The organism is Mesorhizobium sp. f-mel (genome assembly GCF_053850215.1).
In genome coordinates this window covers 191,598-210,803 of the sequence record NZ_JBSPTO010000006.1, presented here as the reverse complement: position 1 = coordinate 210,803, position 19,206 = coordinate 191,598, and the positions used below count along the sequence as shown (strand labels likewise).

The following is a 19,206-nucleotide window of genomic DNA, read 5'->3' as shown; positions in this document are numbered from 1 at the left end:
CAAAGCGCGATGCACAGATTCAAAGTTTGATGCGTACTTTGTGCGTCCAAGTAGGCGCACGCGCCTCCAACGTGCCCACAGCGAGTCGGACGCGCGATTACAGAACAGGAATTGCAGGAACGGAAAAGGCCGCCGCTTCTTGCGAAGCCGGCGGCCTTCCGTGTTTCCGTCCATGGCGCGGCTCATGGCGGCGACGTTACCTTAAGGTGCTGGAGCGTCCTTTGCGCGTCCAAAGGGCGCGCGGCGCTCCAGGCGTCGCCAGCCGCGCATCTCGCGCCTTAACGGGAAGACTGCTTCCCGAAAGTGCAATCCGCTGAGGCCACGTTCTGGAAAACGAAATCACTCGACATCGGATCACCTCCTTTCGATTTGTTGAACACGCCCTCATGATGGGGTGTCGATCCGCAAATGGCAAGGCGCCATGGTGAAAATGCCGTGCGAGCTTGTCGCTGGCGGCTTGCGACTGTCCGATCGGACAGGCAAAGTCGCCGTGGAACGCCAGCGTACTGAGCAGGGGAGGACGGGGATGGAGGCAGCCGAGAGAGCCGCACGGATCGTTCGAACGGTTATCGAGACGTTGCAGCCGGGTTTCGCGGTCAGGCTGTGGACCGGCGAGCGGATCGGGCCCGCCACAGGACCCGTGCTCACCATAAACGACCAGGACATCGTCTGGCAGGTGATGCGTCGGCCCAACCTCTCGACCCTGATCGAAATGTGGATTTCCAAGACCATCGACGTGGAAGGCGGATCGCTGTTCGATTTCTACGCTCTGCCTTCGCACGGCAAGCTCAGGACGAAGCTAAAGTCGTTGCCCAAGCTCGCGGTCCTGCGTGACCTGCCGGCCGTGCTGTTTTCGAGAAAACAGATGACGGCGCGGACCGACCTTTCCGGGCGCAACCCCTTCGTCAGCGGGTCGAACAGGCAAGCGATCCAGCACCACTACGACATTTCGAACGCCTTCTACCGGCTCTTCCTCGACGAACGCATGGTCTATAGCTGCGGCTATTTCACCGATTTCGCCAATGGCATCGACCAGGCGCAGAAAGACAAGCTCGATCATATCTGCCGCAAGCTCCGGCTGACGCCCGGCGAAAAGCTGCTCGACATCGGCTGCGGCTGGGGTGCCATGCTCATCCATGCCGCGAAAAATTACGGCGTCGTCGGCCATGGCGTTTCGCTGTCGGAAGCCCAGACCCAGCTCGCCCGCGAGCGCATCCGCGCTGAGGGACTGGAGGATCGCATCACCATCGAGATAAAGTCCTATGCCGAGCTGTCCGGCTCCTTCGACAAGATCTCGTCAATCGGCATGTTCGAGCATCTGGGCCTCGCTAACCACGCCGCTTATTTCTCGACCATTCATCGCCTGCTCAAGCCGGGCGGCATCTATCTGCATCACGCCATCACCCGGCGCGACAAGGGCAGCATCAAGAAGACCTTGCGCAAGGGCCCGGAATTCAAGGCGCTGATCAAATACATCTTTCCCGGCGGTGAGCTCGACACGATCGGCATGACGCTCGGCAATCTCGAAGCGCACGGCTTCCTCGTCTACGATGTCGAGAATTTGCGCGAGCACTACGCCCGCACCTGCCGTCTATGGGCCGAGCGCCTCCACGCACGCTTCGACGAAGCGATCGCCGAGGTCGGCGAAGCCAAGGCGCGCCTCTGGCTGCTTTATCTCACCGGCTGTTCGATCACTTTCGAACGCGCCTCGGCGCAGGTTTTTCAGACCGTCGTCACCAAGCGCGCGCGGGGCCCAAGCGGCCTGCCGCCGACGCGAGCGGACCTTTATCGGTAGCGCGGGGACGAGCCGATCTCATCCAATTGGGTTTCTGCCGACCGTCGATCGGATGTTTCTTATCCCCTCTTGTTCTGCCGGTTGGCGACGAGGTCGTCGACGACCGCCGGGTCGGCCAGCGTCGACGTATCGCCGAGCGCGGCAAAATCGTCCTCGGCGATCTTGCGCAGGATGCGTCGCATGATCTTGCCCGAGCGGGTTTTCGGCAGACCCGGAGCGAACTGGATCTTGTCGGGCGTGGCGATGGCGCCGATGTCCTTGCGGACATGGGCGACGAGTTCCTTGCGCAACTCCTCGCTCGGCTTCTCGCCGGCCATCAAAGTGACGTAGCAGTAGATGCCCTGGCCCTTGATGTCGTGCGGATAGCCGACGACGGCGGCTTCGGAGACTTTCTCGTGCGAAACCAGTGCTGATTCGACCTCGGCCGTGCCCATGCGGTGGCCGGAGACATTGATGACGTCGTCGACGCGGCCTGTGATCCAGTAGTAGCCATCAGCGTCGCGCCGGCAGCCGTCGCCGGTAAAATATTTGCCCTTGTAGGTGGAAAAATAAGTCAGCTCGAAGCGTTCGTGGTCGCCATAGACGGTGCGCATCTGGCCCGGCCACGAGTCGGCGATGCAGAGGTTGCCGCTGGCAACGCCTTCCAGCACTTTGCCGTCACCGTCGACCAGTTGCGGCTTGACGCCGAAGAACGGCCGCGTCGCGGAACCTGCCTTAAGGTGGGTGGCTCCGGGCAGCGGCGTAATCAGGATGCCGCCGGTCTCGGTCTGCCACCATGTGTCGACGATCGGCACCTTGCCGTTGCCGACGACGTTGAAATACCACTCCCAGGCCTCCGGATTGATCGGCTCGCCGACCGTGCCGAGCACGCGCAGCGATTTGCGCGACGTCCTGGCGACATGGGCGTCGCCGGCGCCCATCAGCGCCCGCAACGCCGTCGGCGCGGTGTAGAAGATGTTGACCTTGTGCTTGTCGATGACCTCCCAGAACCGGGACTGCGACGGATAATTCGGCACGCCTTCGAACATCAGCGTGGTGGCGCCGTTGGCGAGCGGCCCGTAGACGATGTAGCTGTGGCCGGTGACCCAGCCGACATCGGCGGTGCACCAGTAGATGTCGCCGTCATGGTAGTCGAAGACATATTGGTGGGTCATCGAGACATAGACAAGATAGCCGGCCGTGGTGTGCAGCACGCCCTTCGGTTTGCCGGTCGAACCCGATGTATAGAGGATGAACAGCGGGTCCTCGGCCTTCATCTTCTCGGGTTTGCACTCCGCTTTCACCGTCGCGACCTCGTCGTGGTACCAGACGTCGCGTCCGGCGACCCAGCCGGTCTTGCCGCCGGTACGGCGCACGACGACAACCTTCTCGACTTTCGTTCCGGCCTTGGCGGCGATCTCAATCGCCTTGTCGGTATTGTCCTTCAACGGGATGGGCTTGCCGCCGCGCAGGCCTTCGTCGGCGGTGATGACGAAGGTTGATTTGCAGTCGTCGATGCGGCCGGCCAGCGCGTCCGGCGAAAAGCCGCCAAAGACCACCGAATGAATGGCGCCGATGCGCGTGCAGGCGAGCATTGCATAGGCGGCTTCCGGGATCATCGGCATGTAGATGGTGACGCGGTCGCCTTTCTTGACGCCGTGCTTCTTCATCACATTGGCGAGCCGGCAGACATGCGCGTGGAGCTCGTTATAGGTGATCTTCCTGTCATCGTAGGGATTGTCGCCTTCCCAAATGATGGCGGTCTGATCGCCGCGCTTCTTCAGATGCCGGTCGATGCAGTTCCACGAAACGTTGGTCTCGCCATCCTCGAACCATTTGATCGAGACCTTGCCGTCGAAGGAGGTGTTCTTGACCTTGCTGTAGGGCTTGAACCAGTCGATGCGCTTGCCGTGCTTGCCCCAGAATTTATCCGGGTTCTTCACGCTGTCGGTGTACCATTTCAAATAGGTGTCATTGTCGATCAGCGCGTTCTTCTTCCACGCCGGCTGGACGCGATGGACATGAACCTCGGACATTTTTCCATTCCCTCCCAAGACCAACTGCCAGCTTGCCCGCCGAGCAGCATCGCGGCGCAGCGGCCGCGAATTCGCGCGCATTATTAACAGTTCCGCGGTGACGGCAACATTAGACGTTGGATTCGCGCGGCGGGATGCCGCAGACGTCGTTTTCGCCGCTATCAGCACTCGACTACGATCGCTGCTAACTGCATGTTTTTGCGTCGTAAACCTGGCCTCTAACTACGAAATATCAATAGACGATTAAGCAAATAGCGCGCACAATTTCAAATTGGGAGGAAAGGAGAATCAACCAGGGGACCGCGATGCGTGACCATTCCGAAATGGACCTGATGCTCAAGGGCTATGGCTTGACCACGGCCAAGATCCTTTATCATTTTCCCGATCATCCGCATCTGCTGCAGAGCTTCATCTGGCAGGACTACGACATCGCTCCGAAATTTCCGGTGCTGATCCGGTTCATCGAGTTCTGGCAGACCAAGCTCGATGGCCCGCTGCATTCGGTGAGCTATACTCACCAGAAGCTGATCGCGCCCAACGAATGGCACAAGGTCGACGGCGAGTTCGTGCTGCATTAGGGCGTGTCGATATTCAGGTGAGGCCGGCCTGCGAATGGCGGCTTCCTGCGCTTCCGGGGCTCACGTACTTTAAGTACGCTCCGCTCCGGTTCTCGGAAGCCACCATTCTCGGCGCGACCTAACCTGAACCTCAACATGCCCTGTCGCCGGGCGTTTGAAATATCGAGCGGGGTCAGACCGCAGCCGGGCTCAGCCGGGCAAAACCCTCCTGCCGGCGATAGGGGAAATACGGATAGGGTGCGGTGACCGCGCTTGCCGCGTCGAGCTTCTTGATCTGGTCTGATGTCAATGACCAACCGACGGCGCCGAGGTTCTGGCGCAGCTGTTCCTCGTTGCGTGCGCCGATAATGACAGAGGCGACGGTCGGCCGCTGCAGCAACCAGTTGATGGCGACCTGCGGCACCGTCTTGCCGGTTTCCTTGGCGGCGGTGTCGAGCGCATCGACGACCCTGTAGAGTTGCTCGTCCTCGACAGGTGGCCCGAAGCTTGCGGTGTCGTGCAACCGGCTTTTTTCCGGCAGTGGCTCGCCGCGGCGGATCTTGCCGGTCAGGCGGCCCCAGCCGAGCGGGCTCCACACCAGCGCAGCGAGGCCCTGGTCGAGGCCTAGCGGCATCAACTCCCATTCATAGTCGCGCCCGACCAGCGAGTAATAGACCTGATGGGCAACGTAGCGCGGGTAGCCGTGCTTGTCCGCCAGGCCGAGCGATTTCATCACTTGCCAGCCGGAAAAGTTGGAGACGCCGACATAGCGCAGCTTGCCGGCGCGCACGAGACTGTCCAGCGTCGACAGCACCTCCTCGATCGGCGTTGCGGCGTCGAAAGCGTGCAGTTGCAGCAGGTCGATGTAATCGGTGCCGAGACGCTTGAGCGCGTCCTCGACGGCTTTGATGAGACGCGAACGGGAGGAGCCGGCATCGTTGGGTCCGTCGCCCATCGGCAGCGAGGTCTTGGTCGAGATCAGCACGGCATCGCGGCGGCCCTTGATGGCCGCGCCGAGCACCTCTTCGGAGGCGCCGTTCGAATAGACGTCGGCGGTGTCGAACAGGTTGACGCCGGCCTCCAGGCAGATGTCGACCAGCCGCCGCGCTTCCGTCGCATCGCTATTGCCCCAGGCGCCGAACAGCGGCCCCGAACCGCCGAAGGTTCCAGCGCCGAACGAGAGCGCCGGGACCTTCAGGCCCGAGGCGCCAAGACGTCGATAATCCATGGTTTTGCTCCTTGTATTTTGGATTTGTTTGGGATCGTCACGACCGGCGGATGCCGGCACGCCGAGCACCGAGCTGCGCATGGCCCCGAAAATCGGAACCGATTTTCGGACAAGGATCATGCGCAAAATCACGTGCTACAGCGTCCTTTGCGCGTCCAACAGGACGCGCGGCGCTGTAGTATCGAGGCGCAGCGCCAGCGCCGCCACGGCCAACGCCGAGAGCGGCAGCAGGGCGGCGACCCAAGTCACGGCGCTGAGGCCGGGGCCATGGGCGATGACCACGCCGCCGAGCCAGGCGCCGGCGGCGTTGCCGAGGTTGAAGGCGGCGATGTTGAAGGACGAGGCGAGGCTCTGGCCGGCGCCTTCAGCCTTTTCCAGCACCCACATCTGCAGCGGCGCCACGGTGGCAAAGGCGGCGGCGCCGAGCAGGCCGACATAGACGACGGCCATCGCCTGGCTGTGCAGGGCGAAGGTCATCGAGCCGAGCACCAGCGCCAGCACAACGAGACTGCCGAGAACGGAAGGCACCCGCCAGCGGTCAGCGACCTTGCCGCCGGTGAGATTGCCGGCGATGAGGCCGCCGCCGAAGACAAGCAGGATCGGCGACACGGCTGCTTCCTCAAAACCGGTGATCTCGGTCAGCAAGGGGGCGATATAGGTGAAGACGGCGAAGACGCCGGCATAGCCGAGCACAGTGGTGGCGAAGCCAAGCAGGACCGGCGCGCGGCCGAGCACAGCGAGATCGCCGCGCAGGTCGCTCTTCTCAGGCGCCGCCTGGCTGCGCGGCACCAGCAGGAGAATGATGGCGAAGGCGACGATGCCGACCAGGGTTACCGCCCAGAAGGTCGCCCGCCAGCCGAAGGCCTGGCCGAGCCAGGTGCCGAAGGGCACGCCGAGGATGTTGGCGATGGTCAGGCCGGTGAACATCAGGGCGATCGCCGAAGCCTTCTTGTTGGGCGCCACCAGACCGGTCGCAACGACCGAACCAACGCCGAAGAACGTGCCGTGGGCAAAGGCGGTGAGCACGCGGGCAGCCATCAGTGTCCAGTAGTCGGGGGCGAGTGCGCAGGCTAGATTGCCCAGCGTGAAGATCGCCATCAGCGTCAGAAGCACGGTCTTGCGCGGCCAGCGGCTGGTGGCGATCGTCAGCAACGGCGCGCCAATGACGACGCCCAGCGCATAGCCTGAAATCAACTGGCCGGCGGCCGAGATCGAGACGCCGAAATCGGTGCTGACGTCGAGCAGCAGGCCCATGATGACGAATTCGGTGACGCCGATGCCGAAGGCACCGGCGGCGAGAGCGTAAAGAGCAAGAGGCATGGCGGTTCCCACTTCGATGATAGCCAGTTTTGACGACGGGACGCCGTGTCCTCCACGCCCCGACCCGGAAGATCGTGTCGCGATGTGCTGTGAACCAGCCTTGCGTCAGGCACATCGTCTGTGAAATAGATTCACGAATGGCGAGACCCGACATCAATCGCTCAGGCGAGATCGAAGTGTTCGTCCGCGTCGTTGAGGCGGGGAGCTTTTCGGCCGCCGCTCGCACGTTGCGGATGACGCCGTCGGCGGTGAGCAAGCTGATCGCGCGGCTGGAAGCACGTCTTGGCGCGCGGCTGGTCAGCCGTTCGACGCGCAAGCTGCAACTGACCCCAGAAGGCGCGGCCTTCTTCGACAGCGGCGCGCGCATCCTGGCTGACATGGCGGCCGCGGAGCGTGAGGCGGCGGCCGGTGCTGCCCCGCGTGGACGGCTGCGCGTCAACAGCTACGTGCCGTTCGGGCAGCACCGGCTGATCCCGCTCATGCCGCGGTTTCTCGAACGCTATCCGGAAATCGCCATCGATCTGGTTTTGACCGACAATGTCATCGACCTGATGGAGGAGCGCGCTGATGTCGCCATCCGCGCCGGGCCGCTCGGTGAATCACGTTTGGTGGCGCGCAAGCTCGGGCAGAGCCGGGTGGTCGTCGTCGCCGCGCCACCTTACCTGAGGAAGCACGGCGCACCCCGAACGCCGGCCGATCTCGATCATCACAACCGGATGGGTTTCTGCTTCGTGCGCCATGTCGACGGCTGGCCTTTCGTCGACGCGGCCGGCAAGGCGGTTGTCGTCCCGATCACCGGAAACGCGCTGGTCAGTGACGGCGAGGCGATGCGGCTGATGGCGCTCTCGGGCACTGGCATCGCCCGGCTGGCGCGCTGGCATGTGGACCCCGACATCGCCGCCGGGCGGCTGATACCGCTTCTGGAAGACTTCAACCCCGGCGACGAGGAGCTCACCCACGCCGTCTATGTCGGGCAGGGCAAGCACTTGCCGGCACGGGTGCGGGCCTTTCTCGACTATTTGGTCGAGACTGTCCGGCTGACCTGAGCCTAAAGAAGATCGGGAGCCCAAAGAAGATCGGGAGCCGCCGGCTCACGAAAATCGAAGATCAGATTGAATTACTTCTTCGGCGCAAAGGGCGCTGGACGCCGGCCCGCTGCCTGACGCTCAAGCATCCAGCCCGGATATTCAGCCGGCAGCGCGCTGACCTCGTCGAGACGAGCAAGATCGTCGTTGTCGAGCTTCAACTCGGTGGCGGCAAGGTTCTGTTCGAGCTGCTCCATGCGGCTGGCGCCTATGATCACGCTCATCACGAAGGGTTTGGCCAGCACATAGCCCAAAGCGACCGTGGCGACGCTGACGCCATGCTTGACGGCGATCTCGCGCATGACGGCAACCGCCGCCCAGGCGCGGTCTTCATTGACCGGCGGGAAATTGAAGCTGGCGCGACGGCCCTCGCCATTGCCGGGGGCACCGGGTCCGTGTTTGCCGGAGAGCAGACCACCCGCCATCGGCGACCAGACCATCAGCCCAAGCTTCTCCTCGTTGAGCAGCGGAACGATCTCGCGCTCCAGATCACGGCCGGCGATCGAATAGTAGGACTGGACCGTCTCAAAACGGGCGAAGCCCTTGCGTTCGGCGATGCCGAGCGCCTTGGCGATGCGCCAGGCCGCCCAGTTCGAGACGCCGACATAGCGGACCTTACCGCTGGCAACCAGATCATCGAGCGCCCGCAGCGTCTCCTCGATCGGCGTCACCGGATCGGTGCCGTGAAGCTGATAGAGATCGATATGGTCGAGCTGCAGCCGTTCGAGGCTGCTCTCGACCGAGTCCATGATGTGGCCGCGCGAGGAGCCGCGCTGGTTCGGGCCGTCGCCCATGGCGCCATGGACTTTGGTGGCGATGACCACATCCTGCCGCTTGATGCCGAGATTCCTCAGCGACTGGCCGAGAAGCCGTTCCGATGCGCCGAAGGAATAGACGTCCGCCGTGTCGAAGAAATTGACGCCGGCGGCGAGCGAGCGGGCGACGATCTCGTCGACGGCCTTCTGGTCGAGGCTGGCGATCAGGCCCCATTGGGCGTTTTCGCCTGCGGCGCCGAAGGTCATGGTGCCGAGGCAAAGTTCGGAGACGAACATCCCCGTGTTTCCAAGTTGATTATAGCGCATGGTGCAGCTCCGGAAGTTTTGGATGACTCGGCCGATATAGGAACGATACGGTTCGTTTCCATTATTGGCGTAACGGCCTAGTGGTTCTGGACCAAGTTCCGCGACCCGACGATCCGGCGTAGTGGGGAACAGGTCAGATAGTCCAAGGACTGAGGACCGTCACCCCCGTATCGTCGAAATCGGCGATGTTGCGCGTATCCAGAATGAGGTCGTGGACGAAATGTCTGCTAGCGGCTGCCGAAAATCGCCGATCCAACCCTGACGCTTGTCGCGCCGAAGGCGATCGCGGTTTCGTAGTCGCCGGACATACCCATCGAAAGCTCCTCCACACCTGCCTCCGTGCTGAGCTTTTCCAGCAGCGCGAAGTGCGGACCGGGATTCTCATCGGCCGGCGGAATGCACATCAGACCTTCGATGGCGAGGCCGTGGACGTCGCGGCAGCGGGTGACGAAGGCGACGGCTTCGCGGGGTTCGATGCCGGCCTTTTGCGGTTCCGAGCCGGTGTTAACCTGAACGTAGAGCCTTGGTGATCGGCCTTGTCTGGCGATTTCCTTGGCGAGTTCGGCAGCGATCTTCTCGCGATCGACCGTCTCGATGACGTCGAACAGCGCGACGGCTTCCTTCGCCTTATTGGATTGCAGTGGACCGATCAGATGCAGCTCGATGTCGGGGAAGGCTTCCTTCAGCGCCGGCCATTTGGCTTGTGCTTCCTGGACGCGGTTCTCGCCGAAGATACGCTGGCCGGCTTCGATGACCGGGCTGATATCGGCGGCGTCGAAGGTCTTCGAGACCGCGACCAGCGTCACCGCGCCGGCTTGCCGTCCGGCCTCGCGCTCGGCGGCGGTGATCTTCGCCTTGACCGTGAAAAACTGTTCGACGGCGCTCGCCATGCCTATATCTGCCCCTAGTTTCTATCCTACCGGATCGCCGCAGTTGACGGGTCCGGCAATCCATGGTGAACACCGCGACGACATTTCCTGAGCCGCCGGGCATTGTCCGGCCGTTCGCGCCTGCTTTTTAAGTGAAAAACATCCGATGGCAACCGAACGATACAATCCGCGCGCATCAGAGCCCAAATGGCAGAAGGCCTGGGACGCCAAGAAGCTGTTCGAGGCTGACAACGACGACCCGCGCCCAAAATACTACGTGCTCGAGATGTTCCCTTATCCGTCGGGGCGCATCCATATCGGCCATACCCGCAACTACACGATGGGCGACGTGGTGGCGCGCTACAAGCGAGCCAAGGGTTTCAACGTGCTGCACCCGATGGGCTGGGATGCCTTCGGCATGCCGGCCGAGAACGCGGCGATGCAGAACAAGGTCCATCCCAAGGACTGGACCTACCAGAACATCGCCGCCATGCGCGAGCAGCTCAAGGTCATGGGTCTGTCGCTCGACTGGGCACGCGAATTCGCCACCTGCGATGTCGACTACTACCACCGCCAGCAGATGCTGTTCCTCGATTTCGTCGAGAAGCGGCTGGTGACGCGCAAATCCTCTAAGGTCAATTGGGATCCGGAGGACATGACGGTGCTTGCCAACGAGCAGGTCATCGACGGACGCGGCTGGCGCTCGGGCGCGCTGGTCGAACAGCGCGAGCTGACGCAGTGGTTCTTCAAGATCACCGATTATGCGCAGGATCTGCTGGACTCGCTGGAAGGCCTCGACGAATGGCCGGAAAAAGTGAAGCTGATGCAGGCGAACTGGATCGGCCGTTCGGAAGGCCTGCTGATCCGCTGGCCGCTGGCCACTCCAGTCGACGGCGAAGATGAGCTGGAAGTCTACACGACGCGGCCCGACACCATCTTCGGCGCCTCCTTCATGGCGGTCGCAGCTGATCATCCGCTGGCGAAGAAGGCGGCCGAAAGCAATCCGGCGCTGGCCAAGTTCATCGACGAAGTTCGCCATATGGGCACTTCAGTGGCGGCACTGGAGACAGCCGAGAAGAGGGGTTTCGATACCGGCATCCGCGTCGTCCATCCGTTCGACGAGGCGTGGACGCTGCCTGTGTATGTCGCCAATTTCGTGCTGATGGAGTACGGCACCGGCGCCATCTTCGGCTGCCCGTCCGGTGACCAGCGCGACCTCGACTTCGCTAACAGATACGGCCTGCCAGTCATTCCGGTGGTGATGCCGGATGGCGAGAACCAGGGAAACTTCCAGATCATCGACGAGGCCTATGTCGGCGACGGCGTGATGATCAATTCGCGCTTTCTCGACGGCATGAAACCTGATCAGGCGTTCGACGAGGTGGCGAAGCTGCTGGAACAAAAGACCATCGGCAATCGGCCGATGGCCGAGCGCAAGGTCAACTTCCGCCTGCGCGACTGGGGAATTTCGCGCCAGCGCTACTGGGGCTGTCCGATCCCGATGATCCACTGCGAGGATTGCGGCGTGGTGCCGGTGCCGAAGGCGGACCTGCCGGTCAGGCTGCCTGACGATATCGAGTTTGACCGGCCGGGCAATCCGCTCGACCGCCATCCGACATGGCGGCATGTGAAATGCCCGCAATGCGGCAAGGATGCACGCCGCGAAACCGACACGATGGACACCTTCGTCGATTCGTCCTGGTATTTCGCGCGCTTCACCGCGCCCTGGGCGAACGACCCGACCGATCCCAAGGCAGCTACCGAATGGCTGCCGGTCGACCAGTATATCGGCGGCATCGAGCACGCCATTTTGCACCTTCTCTATTCACGCTTCTTCACCCGCGCCATGCGCGAGACCGGACATGTCGATCTGGCCGAGCCATTCAAGGGCCTGTTCACGCAAGGTATGGTGGTGCACGAGACCTATCGGGTCGGCAGTGGCTCCAACAGCCGCTGGCTTGCGCCCAGCGAGGTTCGGCTGGAGGACGTCGACGGCAAACGCCGGGCCCTCGAAATCGCCACCGGTGAAGAGGCGGTGATCGGCCCGCTCGAAAAAATGTCGAAGTCGAAGAAGAACACGGTGAGCCCGGAAGAGATCACCGACGGCTACGGCGCCGACACCGCCCGCTGGTTCATGCTGTCGGACTCGCCGCCCGAGCGTGACGTGGAATGGACCGACGAGGGTGCTGCCGGCGCGCACCGCTTCATTCAGCGTATCTGGCGCTTGGTGTCGACGGCTGCCGAATCGCTCGCTGCAGTCCAGCCGGCAGCGGCGAAGGAGGGCGAGGCAGGAACTGTTTCCAAGGCCGCGCACAAGGCGTTGAAATCGGTCGGCGAGGATATCGAAAAGCTCGCCTTCAATCGCGCCATCGCCCGCATCTACGAGCTCGCCAACGCGCTCACCACGCCGCTCAACGAGGCGGCCGAAGGCAAGGCCGATCCGGCGCTCAAGGCTGCGTGCCGGCAAGCCGTCGACATCCTCGTGCATCTGATTGCGCCGGTCATGCCGCATCTGGCCGAGGAATGCTGGCAGACGCTCGGCGGCACCGATCTGGTCGCCGAACGGCCCTGGCCTGTCTATGATCCGTCGCTTGTCGTCGACAGCGAGATCGTGCTGCCGGTCCAGGTCAACGGCAAGAAACGCGGCGATTTGACAATTGCCCGCGACGCGGACCAAGGTGCCGTCGAAAAAGCGGTTCTGGCTCTCGACTTCGTGCAGAAAGCGCTCGAAGGTAAGGCACCGCGCAAGGTGATCATCGTCCCGCAGAGGATCGTCAATGTCGTTGCCTGATCCGAGGAAGACAGAAGTGGCGCATTTGCTGCGCCGTACCGCGCTGTATGGCCTGGTCGCTTCGGTTGCGCTGGTTTCGGCCTGCACGGTGCGCCCGCTCTATTCGAGCGCGCCGCTGTCGGCCGGTTCGCAAGTCGGGGCTGCCGCCGAACTCGGGTCCATCTCGGTCAAGCCGGTCAACACCCGCTACGCCCAGCAGGTCCGCAACAATCTGATCTTCGCGCTTGGCCAGGGCGCGGGCGAGCCGGCGTCGCCAGCCTATTCGCTCGATCTCGGCGTTACCGAACTTGTTGAATCCGCTGCGACCGTGCAGGTCACGACCGATGACGACGAGCCGACAGCGGGCACGGTGACATTGACCGCGAATTATGTGCTGACCGACGCCAAGACCGGCAAGACCATCGCGACCGGCAGGCGCTCGATAGCGTCGTCCTTCGACAGGCCCCGTCAGGAATTTGCCTCCTACCGGGCGCGGATCGACGCCGAAAACCGCGCGGCGCGCGAACTAGCGGACCTGCTGCGCCTGTCGATCGCCCAGGATCTGGTCAAGCACGGCAAGACAGAGGCGGGTTAAAACTTTTCGGCGTGGATCGAGGCGTTCCGGCTACGCCGAGGTCTAGTTGCTCGCGCACAAAAAAGGCCGATTGCTCGGCCTTTTTACGGGAACGCGGCGTCTTAATTTCAGCCGATCTTCTGGCCGGTCTTGGCCCAGTCTGCGAGGAACTGCTCCAGGCCCTTGTCGGTCAGCGGGTGCTTGACCAGCGCCTTCAGCGTCGCCGGCGGGGCGGTGATGACGTCGGCGCCGATCAGTGCGGCCTGCTTGACATGGTTCACCGTGCGCACCGAGGCGGTCAGGATCTCGGTCTGGAAATCATAGTTGTCGTAGATGGTGCGGATATCCGCAATCAGCTCCATGCCGTCCCAGCCGCTGTCGTCGATGCGGCCGACGAAGGGCGAGATGAAGGAGGCGCCGGCCTTGGCGGCGAGCAGCGCCTGGGTGGCCGAGAAGCACAACGTAACATTGACCATGCGGCCCTCCGACCGGATGTCCTTGCAGGCCCTCAGGCCGTCGAGCGTCAGCGGCACCTTGATGCAGACATTATCGGCGATCCTGGCCAGGATCTTGGCCTCCGCCATCATGTCCGTGTATTCGGTGGCGACGACTTCGGCCGAGACCGGGCCCTTGACGATCTCGCAGATCTCTCTGGTGACGTCGGCGATCTTGCCGCCGGATTTGAGGATCAGCGAGGGATTGGTGGTGACGCCGTCGAGCAGCCCCAAATCGTTCAGCTCACGGATTTCCTTGACATCGGCGGTGTCGACAAAAAATTTCATGACGGTCTCCTGAAGAATTTTTCATGTGCATGTCATGCACATTTGGGGTCGGACTTTGATCTAGACCAAAGTCGGGGCAAGGTCACGCCTCATGATCGAAGATTCGCCCTTTGTCGCGGCCGCACCGGTGTTGGTGCCGATGCCCGCCGAGCGGCCTTACACCTACGCCGTGCCCGCCGGCATGCGCGTGGTGCCGGGCTCGATCGTGCGCGTTCCGCTCGGTCCGCGCCAGGTCGCCGGTATCGTCTGGGACGGCGCCGTCGAAAAGGTCGATGCCAAGAAGCTGCGCCCGATCGAGCAGGTCTTCGACTGCCCGCCGATCGACCGCGCCATGCGCCGCTTCGTCGACTGGATCGCGCAATACACGCTGTCGCCGCCCGGTATGGTGGCTCGCATGCTGCTGCGGGCGCCCGAGGCCTTCGACCCGGAACCGTGGATCGAAGGGCTGCAACGCACCTTCGCCAAACCCGACCGGATGACGGGTGCGAGGATGCGCGTGCTGGAAACAGCCGAAGGCGGGCTCGCCTGGACGCGGTCCGGTCTGGCGCATGCCGCCGGCGTCTCGTCGACCGTTATCGACGGACTGAAAGCGCAAGGCGTGTTCGATACGGTTATGATCCCGCCGCGACCGGTGGTCGCAGCACCCGATCCGAATTACGCCCAGCCTTCGCTGATGCCGGACCAGAGCGATGCGGCCGAGATGCTGCGCACCAATGTCGCCGCCGGCGCATTCGGCGTCACGCTGCTCGACGGGGTGACCGGATCGGGCAAGACGGAGGTCTATTTCGAGGCGGTTGCGGCGGCGCTCGACCGTGGCATGCAGGTGCTGATCCTGCTGCCGGAGATCGCGCTGACCCATGCCTTCCTCGAGCGCTTCCAGGAACGGTTCGGCGCCAAGCCGGCGGAATGGCACTCGGACCTGCCGCCAAGGATGCGCGAGCGCGTCTGGCGGCAAGTGGCGGAAGGTGGCGTCCGCGTCGTTGCCGGCGCGCGTTCGGCGCTGTTCCTGCCGTTCAGGGAACTCGGGCTGATCGTCGTCGACGAGGAGCACGACCCGGCCTACAAGCAGGAAGACCGCGTCTTCTACAATGCGCGCGACATGGCGGTGGTGCGCGGCCATATCGGCGGCTTTCCGGTGGTGCTCGCCTCGGCCACGCCGTCGGTCGAAAGCCGGGTCAATGCGAGCCAAGGCCGCTATAGCAGGGCGGTGCTTTCGGCGCGCTTCGCCGAGGCGGCGCTTCCCGACCTGAAGACGATCGACATGCGCCGCGCTCCGCCGGCGCGCGGCGGTTTCCTGTCGCCGGTGCTGCTTGGCCATATGCGGCAGACGTTGGAGAAAAAGGAACAGTCGCTGCTGTTCCTCAACCGGCGCGGCTATGCGCCGCTGACGCTGTGCCGGGTCTGCGGCCATCGCTTCGGCTGCCCGGTCTGCTCGGCCTGGCTGGTCGAGCACCGCTTTCGCGGCCAGCTCGTCTGCCACCATTGCGGACACAATGAGCGACGGCCCGATGCCTGCCCGGAATGCGGCACGCTTGATCATCTGGTCGCCTGCGGGCCGGGGGTCGAACGCATCGCCGAAGAGGTCGTCGCGCATTTCCCCGACGCCCGAACCATCGTCTTGTCGTCCGACCTGATGGGTGGCGTGCGGCGGCTGAGGTTAGAGCTCGAAGCCATCGCCAACGGCGAGGCCGACATCGTCATCGGCACGCAGCTCGTCGCCAAGGGCCACAATTTCCCAAACATGACCCTGGTCGGCGTGGTCGACGCCGATCTTGGCCTGGCCAATGGCGATCCGCGTGCCGCCGAGCGCACCTTCCAGCTGCTCAGCCAGGTAACCGGCCGCGCCGGCCGTACCGGCAAGAAGAGCCTTGGCCTGCTGCAGACCTTCCAGCCCGACCATCCGGTGATGCGGGCGATCGTCTCCGGCGATGCCGAGGCCTTCTACGAACGCGAGATTGCCGAGCGCGAGCGGGCGGCGCTGCCGCCCTTCGGCCGGCTCGCCGGCGTCATCGTCAGTGCGGCGACGCGGGCGGAAGCCGAAGGGCACGCCCGCGGCCTGCGGAGGGCGACGCCCCAGGCCTCCGACCTGTTCGTGCTCGGCCCGGCCGAGGCGCCGCTGTCGCTGATCGGCGGCCGCCATCGCTTTCGCCTGCTGATCCAGGGCGAGCGGCGCGCCGACATGCAGGGGTTCATTCGCACCATGCTGGCCGAGGGGCCGAAGATACGGGGCTCGGTGCGGGTGCAGGTCGACATCGACCCGCAGAGCTTTTTGTGAGAGGCCGTCAGCTCACAGGCTTTCCGTAATTCGCCGGCGCCATCTGGCGCATGTTTCTTCCTTCGCTAGAATGCCCGAAATTTCGAAACAGCCATTTTGCGAGGGGACAGTATGGAATTTGCATTTCCGTGGCCGATGAGCCAGGGCGAGTGGCTGGCGTGGTCGAGCGGTGTCGTGACCTTGCTGTTCGGCCTGCTGCTGTTCCTGGCGCCGGGGCTGGCCTTCCGGATTCTGCGGCTGCAGGTCAAGCCTGAGAAGGCGGCAGCGATCGCCGAAGGGCGCGGCCGGATGTCGGGTTTTTATCTTGGCGTCAGCCTGTGCTGCATTCTGCTGGCGCAACCGCTGCTCTACATGGCGCTTGGCTTTTCCTGGCTGTTCACCGCCTTCGGCCGCCTGCTGTCGATGATGTCGGACGGCGCCAACACGCCTTTCAACTGGGCGTCCATCGTGGTGGAACTGGTGCTGGCGGCGCTGCCGCTTGCCTTCGCCTTCGGCTTTGTGCCTTGAATCAAAGGCTAATTCGGGACCGACGGTCGAACCGCACCGCCAGATGCGACAATAGTGCCTGAAAACCATGCGGGACGACGCATTGCGGTCTTAAAATGCCTGTGCTAGACGGCAATCGACTTTCGGCCGGGGATAGCGGAAGCCGCGCCTCCGTGCTTGGAAAAATGCAGCAAGGTCAAAGATTTAGCTAGAGTTTTCGCTCGCGCCAACAATCTGCGGCCTGTCAGACAAGAGAAAAGACGGCCCGTGGCCCAATCGTCATCGCCAATCTCAGGTGTCGCAGAGCGCTATGCGGGTTCGCTGTTCGAGCTCGCGCTCCAGGCGAATTCGGTGGCCCAGGTCGAGGCCGACCTCAACAGTTTCGCGGCGATGCTCGAAGGCAGTGCGGAACTTGCCCGTCTGATCAACAGCCCGGTGTTCTCCAGCGAGGACCAGGCCAAGGCCATTGCGGCGATCGCCGACAAGGCAGGGATCACCGGCCTCACCGGCAAGTTCCTGCGCGTCGTCGCCCAGAACCGCCGTCTGTTCGCCATCCCCGGCATGATCAAGGCATTCCGCCAGGTCGCCGCCGAGCACCGTGGCGAGACCGCCGCTGAAGTTACCTCGGCGCATGCGCTGACCGACGCCCAGCAAACCGAGCTGAAGGCGGCGCTGAAAAGCGTTGCCGGCAAGGATGTCGCGATCACCGTGACCGTCGATCCGTCGCTGCTCGGTGGGCTGGTGGTCAAGATTGGCTCGCGCCAGATCGATACGTCGCTCAAAACCAAACTCAATTCGCTCAAGCTTGCACTGAAAGAGGTCGGCTGATGGACATCCGCGCCGCGGAAATTTCCGCAATTCTGAAAGACCAGATCAAGAATTTCGGCAAGGAGGCCGAGGTCTCCGAAGTCGGCCAGGTTCTGTCCGTCGGTGACGGCATCGCCCGCGTCTATGGCCTCGACAATGTCCAGGCGGGCGAGATGGTCGAGTTCCCCGGCGGCATCCGCGGCATGGCGCTCAACCTCGAAGCCGACAATGTCGGCGTCGTCATCTTCGGCGCCGACCGCGACATCAAGGAAGGCGACATCGTCAAGCGCACCGGCGCTATCGTCGACACGCCTGTCGGCATGGGCCTGCTCGGCCGTGTCGTCGACGCGCTCGGCAACCCGATCGACGGCAAGGGCCCGATCCAGGCGACCGAGCGCAAGCGCGTCGACGTCAAGGCGCCCGGCATCATTCCGCGCAAATCGGTGAACGAGCCGATGTCGACCGGCCTCAAGGCCATCGACGCGCTGATCCCGGTCGGCCGCGGCCAGCGCGAGCTGGTCATCGGCGACCGCCAGACCGGCAAGACCGCGATCATCCTCGACACGATGCTCAACCAGAAATCGGTGCACGAACACGGGCCGGAGAAGGAAAAGCTCTACTGCGTCTACGTCGCCGTCGGCCAGAAGCGCTCGACCGTCGCGCAGTTCGTGAAAGTTCTCGAAGAGCGCGGCGCACTCGACTATTCGATCATCATCGCCGCCACCGCTTCCGATCCGGCGCCGATGCAGTTCCTGGCGCCGTTCACCGCCTGCACCATGGGCGAATATTTCCGCGACAACGGCATGCATGCGCTGATCAGCTACGACGACCTGTCGAAGCAGGCCGTCGCCTACCGCCAGATGTCGCTGCTGCTGCGCCGCCCGCCCGGCCGCGAAGCCTATCCGGGCGACGTCTTCTACCTGCATTCGCGCCTGCTGGAGCGGGCCGCCAAGCTCAATGACGACAATGGCGGCGGTTCGCTGACGGCGCTGCCGATCATCGAGACCCAGGCCAACGACGTGTCGGCCTACATCCCGACCAACGTCATCTCGATCACCGACGGCCAGATCTTTCTCGAAACCAATCTGTTCTTCCAGGGCGTCCGCCCGGCGGTCAATGTCGGCCTGTCGGTGTCGCGCGTCGGCTCCTCGGCGCAGATCAAGGCGATGAAGCAGGTCGCCGGCTCGATCAAGGGCGAGCTCGCGCAATATCGCGAAATGGCGGCCTTCGCCCAGTTCGGCTCCGACCTCGACGCCGCCACGCAGCGCCTGCTCAATCGCGGTGCGCGCCTGACCGAACTCCTGAAGCAGCCGCAATTCTCGCCGCTCAAGGTCGAGGAGCAGGTCGCGGTGATCTTCGCCGGCGTGAACGGGTATCTCGACAAGCTGGCAATCGACCAGGTCAGCAAATTCGAGCATGGCTTGCTCAGCCACATGCGCTCGGCCGGCAAAGAGGTGCTCGACGGCATCCGCAAGGAGAAGGCGCTGTCGGACGATCTGCGTGCCAAGCTGAAGGCGGAGATCGACACTTTTGCCAAGACCTTTGCTTGAACGAAGCCGGA

15 protein-coding genes are annotated in these 19,206 nt (G+C 63.4%); 9 read left to right on the top strand and 6 right to left on the bottom strand.

The features are described from left to right. The first annotated feature begins 526 nt into the window (after positions 1 to 526). Entirely contained in the window at positions 527 to 1,795 is a 1,269-nt protein-coding gene (locus ACWUKX_RS11505) for a class I SAM-dependent methyltransferase (protein WP_456006757.1), read from the top strand. Between the two features lie 59 nt (positions 1,796 to 1,854). Here ACWUKX_RS11505 and acs read toward each other — a convergent pair whose 3' ends face one another. Then, positions 1,855 to 3,810, bottom strand: coding sequence for an acetate--CoA ligase (gene acs, locus ACWUKX_RS11500; RefSeq protein ID WP_456006754.1), 1,956 nt, complete (start codon positions 3,808 to 3,810; stop codon positions 1,855 to 1,857). A gap of 305 nt (positions 3,811 to 4,115) precedes the next feature. Between acs and ACWUKX_RS11495 the strand changes: the two genes are divergently transcribed. Then, the gene (locus ACWUKX_RS11495; RefSeq protein WP_065011174.1) at positions 4,116 to 4,388 is read left to right on the top strand and encodes an usg protein; all 273 of its coding nucleotides are present in this window, start codon (positions 4,116 to 4,118) and stop codon (positions 4,386 to 4,388) included. A gap of 172 nt (positions 4,389 to 4,560) precedes the next feature. Here ACWUKX_RS11495 and ACWUKX_RS11490 read toward each other — a convergent pair whose 3' ends face one another. Continuing rightward, entirely contained in the window at positions 4,561 to 5,595 is a 1,035-nt protein-coding gene (locus ACWUKX_RS11490) for an aldo/keto reductase (RefSeq protein WP_456006752.1), read from the bottom strand. A gap of 135 nt (positions 5,596 to 5,730) precedes the next feature. Beyond that, entirely contained in the window at positions 5,731 to 6,915 is a 1,185-nt protein-coding gene (locus tag ACWUKX_RS11485) for an MFS transporter (protein ID WP_456006749.1), read from the bottom strand. A 137-nt stretch (positions 6,916 to 7,052) separates the two neighbouring features. On the opposite strand from ACWUKX_RS11485, the gene ACWUKX_RS11480 reads away from it, so the two are divergent. Continuing rightward, entirely contained in the window at positions 7,053 to 7,961 is a 909-nt protein-coding gene (locus ACWUKX_RS11480; RefSeq protein ID WP_456006747.1) for a LysR family transcriptional regulator, read from the top strand. Positions 7,962 to 8,032: 71 nt separating this feature from the next. On the opposite strand, the gene ACWUKX_RS11475 is transcribed toward ACWUKX_RS11480, so the two are convergent. Both ACWUKX_RS11475 and ACWUKX_RS11470 read right to left on the bottom strand, forming a co-directional pair. Beyond that, positions 8,033 to 9,082, bottom strand: coding sequence for an aldo/keto reductase (locus tag ACWUKX_RS11475; protein WP_456006744.1), 1,050 nt, complete (start codon positions 9,080 to 9,082; stop codon positions 8,033 to 8,035). Between the two features lie 227 nt (positions 9,083 to 9,309). Continuing rightward, positions 9,310 to 9,972, bottom strand: a complete 663-nt coding sequence (locus ACWUKX_RS11470; protein ID WP_065011178.1) for a YggS family pyridoxal phosphate-dependent enzyme — start codon at positions 9,970 to 9,972, stop codon at positions 9,310 to 9,312. Positions 9,973 to 10,117: 145 nt separating this feature from the next. On the opposite strand from ACWUKX_RS11470, the gene leuS reads away from it, so the two are divergent. Together leuS and lptE are read left to right on the top strand one after the other, a co-directional pair. After that, the gene (gene leuS, locus ACWUKX_RS11465) at positions 10,118 to 12,742 is read left to right on the top strand and encodes a leucine--tRNA ligase (protein ID WP_456006741.1); all 2,625 of its coding nucleotides are present in this window, start codon (positions 10,118 to 10,120) and stop codon (positions 12,740 to 12,742) included. Then, positions 12,729 to 13,316, top strand: a complete 588-nt coding sequence (gene lptE, locus ACWUKX_RS11460) for an LPS assembly lipoprotein LptE (RefSeq protein WP_456006738.1) — start codon at positions 12,729 to 12,731, stop codon at positions 13,314 to 13,316. The genes leuS and lptE overlap by 14 nt, the downstream gene beginning before the upstream one ends. Positions 13,317 to 13,423: 107 nt before the next feature. Here the strand turns inward: lptE and fsa are convergent, their stop codons facing one another. Then, positions 13,424 to 14,077 (bottom strand): fructose-6-phosphate aldolase, encoded by a 654-nt coding sequence (gene fsa / locus ACWUKX_RS11455; RefSeq protein WP_029349054.1) that lies wholly within the window; start codon positions 14,075 to 14,077, stop codon positions 13,424 to 13,426. A gap of 91 nt (positions 14,078 to 14,168) precedes the next feature. Between fsa and ACWUKX_RS11450 the strand changes: the two genes are divergently transcribed. From ACWUKX_RS11450 to atpA, 4 genes are all read left to right on the top strand, one after another. Next, entirely contained in the window at positions 14,169 to 16,352 is a 2,184-nt protein-coding gene (locus tag ACWUKX_RS11450) for a primosomal protein N' (protein ID WP_456006735.1), read from the top strand. Between the two features lie 111 nt (positions 16,353 to 16,463). Next, positions 16,464 to 16,859, top strand: a complete 396-nt coding sequence (locus ACWUKX_RS11445; protein WP_456006734.1) for an AGROH133_08824 family phage infection protein — start codon at positions 16,464 to 16,466, stop codon at positions 16,857 to 16,859. Between the two features lie 246 nt (positions 16,860 to 17,105). Continuing rightward, positions 17,106 to 17,666, top strand: coding sequence for a F0F1 ATP synthase subunit delta (locus ACWUKX_RS11440; protein ID WP_456006731.1), 561 nt, complete (start codon positions 17,106 to 17,108; stop codon positions 17,664 to 17,666). Next, positions 17,666 to 19,195 carry a F0F1 ATP synthase subunit alpha gene (gene atpA / locus ACWUKX_RS11435; protein ID WP_029349046.1) on the top strand — a complete coding sequence of 510 codons (1,530 nt, stop codon included), beginning with the start codon at positions 17,666 to 17,668 and terminating at the stop codon, positions 19,193 to 19,195. The genes ACWUKX_RS11440 and atpA overlap by 1 nt, the downstream gene beginning before the upstream one ends. Positions 19,196 to 19,206: the final 11 nt, after the last annotated feature.

Excerpts from the sequence above, each read along its gene's own strand:
- ACWUKX_RS11505 (WP_456006757.1), top strand. The coding sequence starts at position 527 with ATGGAGGCAGCCGAGAGAGCCGCACGGATCGTTCGAACGGTTATCGAG.
- acs (WP_456006754.1), bottom strand. The coding sequence starts at position 3,810 with ATGTCCGAGGTTCATGTCCATCGCGTCCAGCCGGCGTGGAAGAAGAAC.
- ACWUKX_RS11495 (WP_065011174.1), top strand. The coding sequence starts at position 4,116 with ATGCGTGACCATTCCGAAATGGACCTGATGCTCAAGGGCTATGGCTTG.
- ACWUKX_RS11490 (WP_456006752.1), bottom strand. The coding sequence starts at position 5,595 with ATGGATTATCGACGTCTTGGCGCCTCGGGCCTGAAGGTCCCGGCGCTC.
- ACWUKX_RS11485 (WP_456006749.1), bottom strand. The coding sequence starts at position 6,915 with ATGCCTCTTGCTCTTTACGCTCTCGCCGCCGGTGCCTTCGGCATCGGC.
- ACWUKX_RS11480 (WP_456006747.1), top strand. The coding sequence starts at position 7,053 with ATGGCGAGACCCGACATCAATCGCTCAGGCGAGATCGAAGTGTTCGTC.
- ACWUKX_RS11475 (WP_456006744.1), bottom strand. The coding sequence starts at position 9,082 with ATGCGCTATAATCAACTTGGAAACACGGGGATGTTCGTCTCCGAACTT.
- ACWUKX_RS11470 (WP_065011178.1), bottom strand. The coding sequence starts at position 9,972 with ATGGCGAGCGCCGTCGAACAGTTTTTCACGGTCAAGGCGAAGATCACC.
- leuS (WP_456006741.1), top strand. The coding sequence starts at position 10,118 with ATGGCAACCGAACGATACAATCCGCGCGCATCAGAGCCCAAATGGCAG.
- lptE (WP_456006738.1), top strand. The coding sequence starts at position 12,729 with ATGTCGTTGCCTGATCCGAGGAAGACAGAAGTGGCGCATTTGCTGCGC.
- fsa (WP_029349054.1), bottom strand. The coding sequence starts at position 14,077 with ATGAAATTTTTTGTCGACACCGCCGATGTCAAGGAAATCCGTGAGCTG.
- ACWUKX_RS11450 (WP_456006735.1), top strand. The coding sequence starts at position 14,169 with ATGATCGAAGATTCGCCCTTTGTCGCGGCCGCACCGGTGTTGGTGCCG.
- ACWUKX_RS11445 (WP_456006734.1), top strand. The coding sequence starts at position 16,464 with ATGGAATTTGCATTTCCGTGGCCGATGAGCCAGGGCGAGTGGCTGGCG.
- atpA (WP_029349046.1), top strand. The coding sequence starts at position 17,666 with ATGGACATCCGCGCCGCGGAAATTTCCGCAATTCTGAAAGACCAGATC.